This is a genomic window from Microcystis sp. LE19-41.2A, assembly GCF_027530405.1.
In the GTDB taxonomy this organism is placed as follows: Bacteria; Cyanobacteriota; Cyanobacteriia; order Cyanobacteriales; family Microcystaceae; genus Microcystis; species Microcystis aeruginosa.
In genome coordinates, this window is sequence record NZ_JAPZQJ010000421.1 from 1 (window position 1) to 9225 (window position 9225).

Annotated in this window: 10 protein-coding genes and 1 pseudogene; 8 read left to right on the top strand and 3 right to left on the bottom strand. The window is 39.2% G+C overall.

The features are described from left to right. On the top strand, positions 1-227 hold a 227-nt coding region (locus tag O9290_RS17375; protein ID WP_288087328.1), incomplete at its 5' end, for a hypothetical protein. Here the strand turns inward: O9290_RS17375 and O9290_RS17380 are convergent. Continuing rightward, complete coding sequence (locus O9290_RS17380) at positions 135-707, bottom strand: IS200/IS605 family accessory protein TnpB-related protein (RefSeq protein WP_502846466.1); 573 nt, start codon at positions 705-707, stop codon at positions 135-137. The genes O9290_RS17375 and O9290_RS17380 overlap by 93 nt on opposite strands. Before the next feature lie 141 nt (positions 708-848). Continuing rightward, positions 849-1487: a transposase gene (locus O9290_RS17385; RefSeq protein WP_288087330.1), complete on the bottom strand. Its 639-nt coding sequence runs from the start codon at positions 1485-1487 to the stop codon at positions 849-851. Positions 1488-1596: 109 nt separating this feature from the next. Between O9290_RS17385 and O9290_RS17390 the strand changes: the two genes are divergently transcribed. The 7 genes from O9290_RS17390 (at position 1597) to trpS (ending at position 8759) form a co-directional block, all read left to right on the top strand. Next, a complete protein-coding gene (locus O9290_RS17390; RefSeq protein WP_002759014.1) occupies positions 1597-1812 on the top strand; it encodes a type II toxin-antitoxin system HicB family antitoxin in 216 nt (71 codons plus the stop codon). A 431-nt stretch (positions 1813-2243) separates the two neighbouring features. After that, positions 2244-2753, top strand: coding sequence for a hypothetical protein (locus O9290_RS17395; protein ID WP_002759013.1), 510 nt, complete (start codon positions 2244-2246; stop codon positions 2751-2753). A 71-nt stretch (positions 2754-2824) separates the two neighbouring features. Then, the gene (locus O9290_RS17400) at positions 2825-3604 is read left to right on the top strand and encodes a photosystem II electron transport protein, Sll1252 family (RefSeq protein WP_061430251.1); all 780 of its coding nucleotides are present in this window, start codon (positions 2825-2827) and stop codon (positions 3602-3604) included. A gap of 43 nt (positions 3605-3647) precedes the next feature. Then, on the top strand, positions 3648-5696 hold the full coding sequence (locus O9290_RS17405; protein WP_288057100.1) for a DNA phosphorothioation-associated putative methyltransferase: 2049 nt from the start codon (positions 3648-3650) through the stop codon (positions 5694-5696). Between the two features lie 34 nt (positions 5697-5730). Further along, entirely contained in the window at positions 5731-6360 is a 630-nt protein-coding gene (locus O9290_RS17410) for a Uma2 family endonuclease (RefSeq protein WP_041804020.1), read from the top strand. Between the two features lie 13 nt (positions 6361-6373). Further along, positions 6374-7687, top strand: a complete 1314-nt coding sequence (locus tag O9290_RS17415) for a dolichyl-phosphate-mannose--protein mannosyltransferase (protein WP_288057102.1) — start codon at positions 6374-6376, stop codon at positions 7685-7687. 61 nt (positions 7688-7748) lie between these two features. Next, on the top strand, positions 7749-8759 hold the full coding sequence (gene trpS / locus O9290_RS17420) for a tryptophan--tRNA ligase (protein WP_044034819.1): 1011 nt from the start codon (positions 7749-7751) through the stop codon (positions 8757-8759). 332 nt (positions 8760-9091) lie between these two features. On the opposite strand, the pseudogene O9290_RS17425 reads toward trpS, so the two are convergent. Next, positions 9092-9225: pseudogene (locus tag O9290_RS17425) on the bottom strand (IS630 family transposase); the annotation flags it as partial.

The window sequence follows — 9225 nt, forward strand, 5'->3', positions numbered from 1 at the left end:
AAGATATTTATCAGAAAAGTCATGAGCAAGCTAGAGGTTTAAAGACTGAGCGGGTTCCAATTATTTTTATTAATAAATATTTTACACAATTCATACCAGGTAAGCAAGAGAGCTACGCCACTACTACCGAATCATTACCTAAACGCATTTGGGAATGCTTTTCGCAAAATGTTGTAGGAACCCATGACATCAGATTGAACCAGAATCCCCTTATCTGTGCGATATAATCCTCGCGAAATTCTTTTTCCTGAAAACACTGGCCTTTCAGTTGTTTCTCCATACACTGGTAGCGGCTCTAAATTTAAAAAATTAGCAACAGAGGTATAGGATTCTTCTTGAATAATCACAGAGATTCCCGCTAATCGACATTTATAAATAATCATGTCAATTAATCGAGCATGAGGGATGGTCACAAATTTTTGATTGTTGACTTTTCCTAAGTTCACTCCTTGTTTCCAACCGTCATTTTTCCCAATTACTAAAGTTGTTATCTCTTGGTCAACTAAGAGATTGACTAAATAACGACTAGCTCGGTGAAGATAATTATCTATCTTCTGATTACGGCAACGGGTTAAACGGCGAATCCTCTGGGAACTTTGACGATTGCCTTTTAACAGAGATTGTAACTTAGCTCGACGTTGGTTATAAAATTGATTCAGGCTTTTTAACGGTCTGCCATTAATAGACCTCTTGTAAAAATCAAAAATTGTTGTTAGGGTTAGGAGTCAGTAGCCAGTAGTCAGTAGTCAGGAGAATTAAGAATGAATAATAATCAGTTAAATGGTCTATTTACAGACTTTATGTCATTTAATCCTTATTTTTGCCGTTTTTGAACCCTGAAAAATTAATTATGCAAGAGGTCTAATCAACAAAGGGATAAAGTCCGGTTGATTTGAAGTTACAGCCATCAAATTATCTATGCCTAAATCTATCGCCGCTATCTTTTCATTAGGAGCTAAGAACTGTTCGATTTTCCCATAAATTACCTCGATTACATAACAATCACATTTAGGAACTATTCTGACTTCTGCTATGCGCTCCTCTACTCTCGTCGGCAAGGCAATTGAAGTCCCTGATAGTTTGACTAACCCTTGCCTAAGACCTACTTTGCTTATAGCTTGAATCGTGTAAACTAAGAGATTTCGTCCTTTTTTTGGCTCCTTATAGCCAGGGATTTTGGGTTTTCCCAGAAATTTATCGGGGTGACTTTTAAACTCCGATGAAGCGGCAAAAAATGATGTCCAGTTCCGGTCTAATCCTCTTAAAACTTGTTGGGAAACTTTAGCGGGTAAAGCTTGATACTGTTCTGTCTCTTTCATGAGAGAGGCCATCTGATTATAGGTCAAATAGCCATGGCCATAAATGAAGTTTTGTCGGATTAAATAATTGGCTGAGTTGTAGAGATTTTTAGACTGCCAAGATAAATTATCTATCTCAGCCCAAAATCGATGTCCTTTCTTGATAATGTGTCTTTCTGCTACTAACATCCGTTGTCTTTTAACTCAGCGTCGGGTTTTGAAGGGTTGTCTTTTTGCCTAGTCTGATAGTTTTGTCTGTACATATTACCATGGTTGACTATATCTGACTATATTTGTATTGAAACTTTACAATACCTTTGAAGAGGTTCAGGAAAATATTAAAGAAGCGATTGAACTTTACCTTGAAGTTTTGCAAGAACGCGGGGAAACCATTCCAGAACCCACAACTAAAGTCGGTGGTTGGAGTGGCTGCAGGAGGGTTCTTGCCGACTACCCAAAAACTGCTGGGGTTTCACTGACGAAGAACAAGGGCGACCTGATCAGCTACGATTGACAGGGCAATCGCACGGGTTGTCTTGCTCTTTTTTCTCACAAATTTAATTTTCGCACAGGTCTAAGTAGGGAGGCACAATTATTTGTAGGATGGGTTAGCGGTAGCGTAACATGAGCAGGCGTTGGGTTTCATGCTTCAACCCAACCTACGTTCATCTTATATTTAATTCCACCCACCCACTTAATTGGTCTATAGTAGTGATTGTGGCTGTCCTTCTAGGTTGAGCCAAAATGGGGGGGTTCTTTTTGGCGCAAAAAATGTCCTTAAAGATGATAACCATCTCCCTTGATCTTTAGGGTCAATTATTGCCAGAAATAACCAAAATAAAGTAATTTCTTGCCATCCCCTTGCATATTTTCTCGAGCGAGCGGCTTTTCAGTCCCGAAAATCCTTACAATAGGAAATGAAGATAGCCTGAAAAGTTGGAGAATATGAATTATCTCATTGCCGTGTTAGCTGATCGCATAGAAGCAGAAGAAGCTGCCGTTGCCCTCGAAAAAGCGGGAATTCCCCAATCTCAAGTGACCATTCTCGGTCGCGGCTATAAAAGTGCCGATGAGTTCGGTTTGATCGATCCCTTCCAACAGGCCAAAAAACGGGCTACTCTCATGGCTTTTTGGCTAATTCCCTTCGGTTTTGCCGGTGGCTACCTTTTTAACCTGATTACGGGATTGCATACCTTTGATTGGGCCGGAGAACCGGGCAATCATATCGTGGGCGGCATTGCCGGGGCGATTGGGGGGGCGATGGGCAGTATTTTTGTCGGTGGTGGCGTGGGTTTATCGTCCGGCAGTGGCGATGCACTTCCCTATCGCAATCGTCTCGGTGCCGGAAAATATATTATTATCGTGCAGGGTTCCGAAAACCTGAAAAATCAAGCGACTCTTATCCTCCGTCAATTTAACCCCGAAAATCTGCAAGGATACGCCCTAGAACAGTGAACGGTTATCGGGAATAAGTTATCGGTCATTTGATTTTTTCCTAAGAATTTTTGATTAATTACCAGAAAACAATGTCACCAAGAGAAGAATTACTAAAGGGTGTCGAGAATCGCGAGGAGATAGCGAAAGTTATTGATAAAGCCGAACAAGCGATCAAGACTTGGGAAGTGACGGTGACAGACTTTCTTTCTCCCGCGGTTTTAGCGGAAGTAGAACGGGTTTTTCAGCGTTTAACCGATGTGTCAATGCAAAAATGGGGCGGTTATCCCCAAGCAGAAAGACAGCGCCTCGGTATTGCTAGAGTTGATCTACCTTTGACAGTAACAGATATTCCCCTATCTGCCCTTGATATTGCCGGTAATTTTCTTTTTGATACCGCTAACCACCGGGATTTTTTAGGGGCGATGTTGGGGACGGGTATCGTCCGGGAAAAAGTCGGCGATATAATCGTTTTAGGTGAGCGAGGAGCGCAGGCGATTGTAGTGCCTGAATTGGCAGATTTTTTATGTGCTAATTTACTACAAGTGCGTTCAGTTCCCGTGAAAACTAGCCCGATTCCTTTGACGGAATTAAAAGTTAGACCACCGCAAAAAAAAGAAATTAATACGGTGGAAGCTTCCTTGCGTTTAGATGCGATCGCATCGGCGGGTTTTGGCATTTCTCGCAGTAAAATGGCCGAGGCAATTAGCGCCGGGGATGTGCGAGTTAACTGGAAAGATATCAGTCAATCTAGTTATAATGTTAAAACCGGTGATTTGATTTCTTTTCGGGGAAAAGGTCGTCTAGAAGTGGGAGAGGTTACTGTGACCAAAAAAGAGCGCTATCGGGTTCATTTAACTAGATTTATTTAGTTTTTTCTGTCTCTAGAATTTGTGATTAGACAGATTAATTGCCATGGCTGAGAATTTCGCCGTAATCGTGCAACTGTGTCAAGTTAGTCCCATCGGTAAACTATTACCGGGGGCGCTTTATGTTCATCGAGAAGCATTACATCAACTGGATCCTATCCTCCAGAATTACGAACAAAAAGCAAGAATTAATCAGCATTTATCCGAGGCAACAATAATTAAATTTAGCACCGATAAACCGAAAATATCCTATCTTTTTTATCCCGATTTTGATCGGGAACCTCACCCAGCTTTAACTAAAAGTTTAGTGGTAGATATGGGGACATTAATCTTGAGTGAATGGAATTATCAAAATGCCGATAATCCGCCCATTTTACACCGAAAAGAAACTTTTGTTACTAGGGACTATCCCCTTTATCAAGAATTCGAGCATCTCACAAAAATCGAGAGTGCTTTAGGACTTTTAAACAGTTCTCATCCCATCGGTACTAAACAGGAATGGCAACGGCTTTTAAGAAAGCATCACCTTGATTTTGCAGGAGATTATTTAGTTTGTAATCTAGAGGGACAAAGGGAAAAATCAATAATAATTGATCGCCACAAAGCCGCTCTTGTTCGCAAAACCCTTTCTCGTCCGACAAGATTAGCATTAGCGGCGGGATTATTCCTTCCTGAAACCACTTTTTTTGATTACGGTTGTGGTTATGGAGGTGATATAGAACGCATAGCCGAACAGGGTTATCAAAGTGAAGGTTGGGATCCTTATTATCGTCCCGATAGTCCTTTAATTGAATCTGATATTGTTAATTTAGGCTATGTAATTAATGTTATTGAATCCGCCGAAGAACGGCAGGAAGCCTTATTAAAAGCTTGGCAACTAACCCGTCAAGTTTTAATTGTTTCAGCACAGATCCTAATTGATGATAGCGAACGGGGTTTAATGGCTTATGAAGATGGAATTATAACCCGTCGTAATACCTTTCAAAAATACTATCAACAGGAAGAACTAAAACAGTATATTGATAGCACTTTGGGGGTTGATTCTATTCCGATAACTTTGGGAGTTTATCTAGTTTTTCGAGAGGAAGAAAAAGCGGAAGCTTTTCGTTTATCCAGATGGCGTTCCCGCGCTACCACTCCTAAAATTAAAACCCATCTCAAATGCTTTGAAGATTACGAAGATTTATTGACTCCCCTGATGGAATTTTACACCCAGCAGGGACGTTTACCCGTCGCGGGAGAATTATTACAAGAGGAAGAAATTAAGGCAGAATTTGGCACTTTTAGACGAGCTTTTCAAGTGATTTTACAAGTAACAGAAGCGGAAGAATGGGAGATAATTGCCGATAAAAGACGCGCCGATCTTTTACTTTATTTAGCTTTAAGTCAATTTAGCCACTGTCCGAAAGTACGGGAATTATCCCCCGCTACCCGTGCCGATTTTAAAGCTTTATTTGGCAGTTATCGCAATGCTTGCGCTTTAGCGGAAGAAGTGTTAATAAGTGCGGGAAATCTGCCAGCGATCGCTCGTACTTGTGAAAATAGTTCCTTAGGCAAACTTTCCCGTTATTCCCTAACTATTCATATTAGCGTTTTGGAAAAATTACCGATGTTATTACGCTTATATGAAGGTTGTGCTAGTCAAACTATCGGACGGTTAGAAAATGCTAACGTTGTTCGTTTATCTTTTCGTCAACCCAAAATTTCCTATCTCTATTACCCCAATTTTGATACAGAAATTCATCCGATTTTAGCTACTAGCATGGATGTATATTTAGGTTCGGCTGATTTTAGTTTTCGCGATTATCGGGATAGTCCTAATCCGCCAATTTTACACGAAAAAGAGCTTTTAGTAACGGCGGATTATCCTAACTATGATAAATTGGTTCGCTTAACTAAATTAGAAAAGGATTGGGGATTGTTAGAAGATAGAAAAGCGATCGAACGTTTACAGGGTTGGCAAAAATGTTTAGAGGAGCATTGTGCTACAATCAAAGGCTATCAGATTCTGTGGCGAAAAGATGCCGATCCCTATAAAGTTAGGATTTTACGCGCTAAAATTCAGACCAGAAGAAATCAAAATAAGTCTTCCTGAGTAATTAAGTAAAATAGACGAGGTAATTAATTTTATGATGACTACGATTCGGTTACAAGGATTAGAAGATTTCGAGTTAAAAGCTAATGATCCTGAACAAAGAATGTTTATTTCTGGGGTTAATTGGCAACAGTACGAAACCCTCTTAAAACATTTAGAAGATAGTTCCAGTTATCGCATTACTTACTTAGATGGAATGGTAGAAATTATGGCTCCTAGTCGTCGTCACGAAGTTAGCAAAAAAAATATCGGTAGATTGGTAGAAGTTTATTTAGAATATGCTGAAATTGATTTCTGGGGATTAGGTTCCACCACTTTGCGAAAACAGGAAAAAGAAGCGGGAAAAGAACCAGATGAATGTTTTTGTTTATTCACAGAAAAAGAGTTTCCTGATTTGGCGATAGAAATAATCTTAACCAGTGGCAGCCTGAAAGTTTTAGAAGTTTATCAAAGATTGGGAACTCAAGAGGTTTGGTTTTGGCAAGATAATCAGTTAAAAATCTATTCTTTACAAGAGAATGGCGAATATATTTTAATCCCTAAAAGTGCTTTATTACCGGATTTAAATTTAGAATTATTAGCCGAATACGTCAACCATCCTAATCCCCGTCTTGCTGTCAAAGAATTTCGCTTGCGTTTAACAGAAAATTCCCAGTTATCATAACTATTATCTTTCCATGAGTTCTCAAGTAAAATTTAACCTATCTATCCTAGGGATATTTGTATTTTCTCTAGGAATAAGATTCTGGAATCTCAGTCAGTTTAATACTCTTGTTTTCGATGAAGTTTATTATGCTAAATACGGCAATGAATATCTAATCGGTAAAGAATTTTTCCAGTCTCACCCACCATTAAGTCAATATTTAATTGCTATTAGTATCTGGATTGGCTCCCATTTTCCTGCCGATCCTGAAACCATTAATAATTTAACAGGTTCCCTGCGCTCAACTTTTAGTTATCGCTGGTTAAATGCTTTCACTGGTTCTTTTATTCCCCTAATTATTGGGGGAATTGCTTATCAAGTAACCCAGAGAAAAACTGTATTTTTAATCACAACTTTTCTCGCTAGTTTAGACGGATTATTTCTGGTGGAATCCCGCTATGCTCTCAATAATATTTACTTAATTTTATTCGGTTTGTCTGGACAATTATTTTTTTTATTAGCACTCCAGAAAAATTCAAACCTCAATTGGCTATTATTATCGGGAGTTTGTTTCGGTTTAGCGGCAAATATCAAATGGAATGGCTTAGGATTTTTACTGGGAATATTTATTTTTATCGGTATTGCTTGGTTAATAAAATTATTTAATCAAGAGCAGTCAAAAGATCATCTTTGGACAAAGGTAACTAACCTGAGATTAGAGTACATTTTTATCGCCTTAATTGTCTTTCCCCTAGTTACCTATAGTTTGCTGTGGATACCTCATCTTCTCGTCAACCATCAATATAATTTTTGGCAAGTACATCAAGAAATTTGGTCATTTCATCAGAGAATAAAGGGCAATCAATCTGATGTCCATCCCTATTGTTCTCCCTGGTATAGTTGGTTAGTAATGGGGCGACCTGTGGCTTATTATTTTAAGAGAGTAGGTGATAAAATTTATGATGTTCACGCTATGGGAAATCCGTTTTTATGGTGGTTTTCTACCGGAGCAATTCTAGTAGTTTTTAGTCGATTATTTAACCGAAAAGAGCGAGTAATTTCCGCCTATCTTATCTGTAACTATATTGCCAATCTGCTGCCCTGGTTAAAAATTGGTCGCTGTACCTTTCTCTATCATTATATGGCTGCCTATAGCTTCACTTGGATTGCTCTAGCTTGGCTCTTAGCCGATGGTCTAGAAAGTTCCAGTCCTATTTATAAAAATTGCTCGCGCTCGCTGATAATTTTGATAATTTTTGCTTTTATCCATTGGCTACCAATTTATTTAGGCATTCCCCTGTCAGTGCGGGATTATTATCTGAGAATGATTTTTCCCAATTGGATTTAGGATGAAATTAGCGGCAAAAACTGATACAATAAAATCATGATAAAAAGCGATCGCAAGAGTTATGGGTAAACAAAGAATCTTATCTGGTGTGCAACCAACCGGCAATTTACATTTAGGCAATTATCTCGGTGCGATCCGCAATTGGGTGGAGGGACAAAAAGACTACGATAATTTCTTTTGTGTGGTCGATTTACACGCGATCACCGTTCCCCATAATCCCGCCACTCTTGCGGAGGATACTTTAGCAATTGCCGCTCTATATTTAGCCTGCGGAATTGATTTAGAATATGCGACTATCTTTGTCCAATCCCACGTTAAGGCCCATACGGAATTAACTTGGTTATTGAATTGTATCACCCCTTTAAATTGGTTAACCGATATGATTCAATTTAAAGAAAAAGCGATTAAACAGGGGGAAAATGTTGGCACAGGTTTACTCGATTATCCCGTGCTAATGGCCGCCGATATCCTACTCTACGATGCCGATAAAGTACCCGTGGGAGAAGATCAAAAACAACATTTAGAATTAACCCGCGATATAGCTGTTAGAATTAATCATCTTTTTGGGCAACCGAAACAACCAATTTTAAAACTTCCCGATCCGATGATCCGCAAGGAAGGAGCGCGGGTGATGAGTTTAACCGATGGCCGGAATAAAATGTCTAAATCCGATCCTTCCGAGATGAGTCGGATTAATATTCTCGATAGTCCCGATGTCATTGCCAAGAAAATTAAACGCTGTAAAACCGATCTAGTGAAGGGTTTAACTTTCGATGATCCAGAACGTCCCGAATGCCATAATTTATTAACTCTCTATAGCATTTTATCGGGAAAAAGTCAAGACGTGGTTGCGGGAGAATGTGCCGAGTTAGGTTGGGGACAATTTAAACCGATGTTAACAGAAGTCACCATAGAATCTCTGCAACCTATTCAGGAAAAATACACCGAAATTAGAGAGGATAAAGATTATTTAGCCACGGTTTTGCGGCAAGGTCGTCTCAAAGCAGAAGCGGTGGCCAATCAAACTCTCGATCGAGTCAAAAATGCCATGGGTTATTTACCACCATTTTAGGGATAATTTTCGGGTGCATCCCCTAATTATCAATCTACTCAGTTGAGATTTTTCAAGGAAAACTCGCTGCTTTATCAGTCAATCTTTAACTCTTGGTGGGGTTCTACCTCCCCATCCAGGGTAAGGGAAGGAGAATGATTACAAAAGTTATTAAATTAAGCACAACTCCAGTGATATTTTGGTAAAATAAGGGCATAATTAAAACTATCAAAATACTTACCTGTCCTTTGAGATTATGGTTGTAGAGTCCCAGCGGAAACAAAAAAAACTATCGTCTAGGGAAGATGAGTCTCGTCCAATTGCCAGCAAGGAACAAAACTCTTATCTATACTTTAGACGTTCATAATCTGAGATTTATTAAACTTCTGAAATCGTAGAGTCAGCAAGGAATCCAGTTCTTTTTTATGTTTCAAATGGGCATCATTCAAACATTCATAAATGGCTGAAGAAAAGTCAGAAAAGTTTT

Coding starts and splice junctions, on each gene's coding strand:
- O9290_RS17385 (WP_288087330.1), bottom strand. CDS start 1,487: ATGTTAGTAGCAGAAAGACACATTATCAAGAAAGGACATCGATTTTGG.
- O9290_RS17395 (WP_002759013.1), top strand. CDS start 2,244: ATGAATTATCTCATTGCCGTGTTAGCTGATCGCATAGAAGCAGAAGAA.
- O9290_RS17400 (WP_061430251.1), top strand. CDS start 2,825: ATGTCACCAAGAGAAGAATTACTAAAGGGTGTCGAGAATCGCGAGGAG.
- O9290_RS17405 (WP_288057100.1), top strand. CDS start 3,648: ATGGCTGAGAATTTCGCCGTAATCGTGCAACTGTGTCAAGTTAGTCCC.
- O9290_RS17410 (WP_041804020.1), top strand. CDS start 5,731: ATGATGACTACGATTCGGTTACAAGGATTAGAAGATTTCGAGTTAAAA.
- O9290_RS17415 (WP_288057102.1), top strand. CDS start 6,374: ATGAGTTCTCAAGTAAAATTTAACCTATCTATCCTAGGGATATTTGTA.
- trpS (WP_044034819.1), top strand. CDS start 7,749: ATGGGTAAACAAAGAATCTTATCTGGTGTGCAACCAACCGGCAATTTA.